The following is a 235-nucleotide window of genomic DNA, read 5'->3' on the forward strand; positions in this document are numbered from 1 at the left end:
GCGCGAGCTGGTGGAGCTGATGCAGGCACGCGCCACCCGACTGCGCGGGCACACCCGCCTACACAGCCCTACCCTCGCCGAGCCCTTGTATGTGGTGATCATCGATGAGATCGTCGCGCTGACCGCCTATGTCAGCGACCGCAAGCTGCGTGCCGAGATCGAACACCTGCTCGGCCTGCTCCTGTCGCAGGGGCGTGCCGTCGGGATTTCGGTGGTGGCCGCGGTACAAGACCCG

General features: G+C 67.2%; 1 pseudogene. It reads left to right on the plus strand.

The features are described 5' to 3' along the window. A pseudogene (locus BST40_RS28815) lies at positions 1-235 on the plus strand (FtsK/SpoIIIE domain-containing protein); the annotation flags it as partial.

Origin of the sequence: Mycobacterium persicum (genome assembly GCF_002086675.1) — a bacterium.
GTDB classification, from domain to species: Bacteria; Actinomycetota; Actinomycetes; order Mycobacteriales; family Mycobacteriaceae; genus Mycobacterium; species Mycobacterium persicum.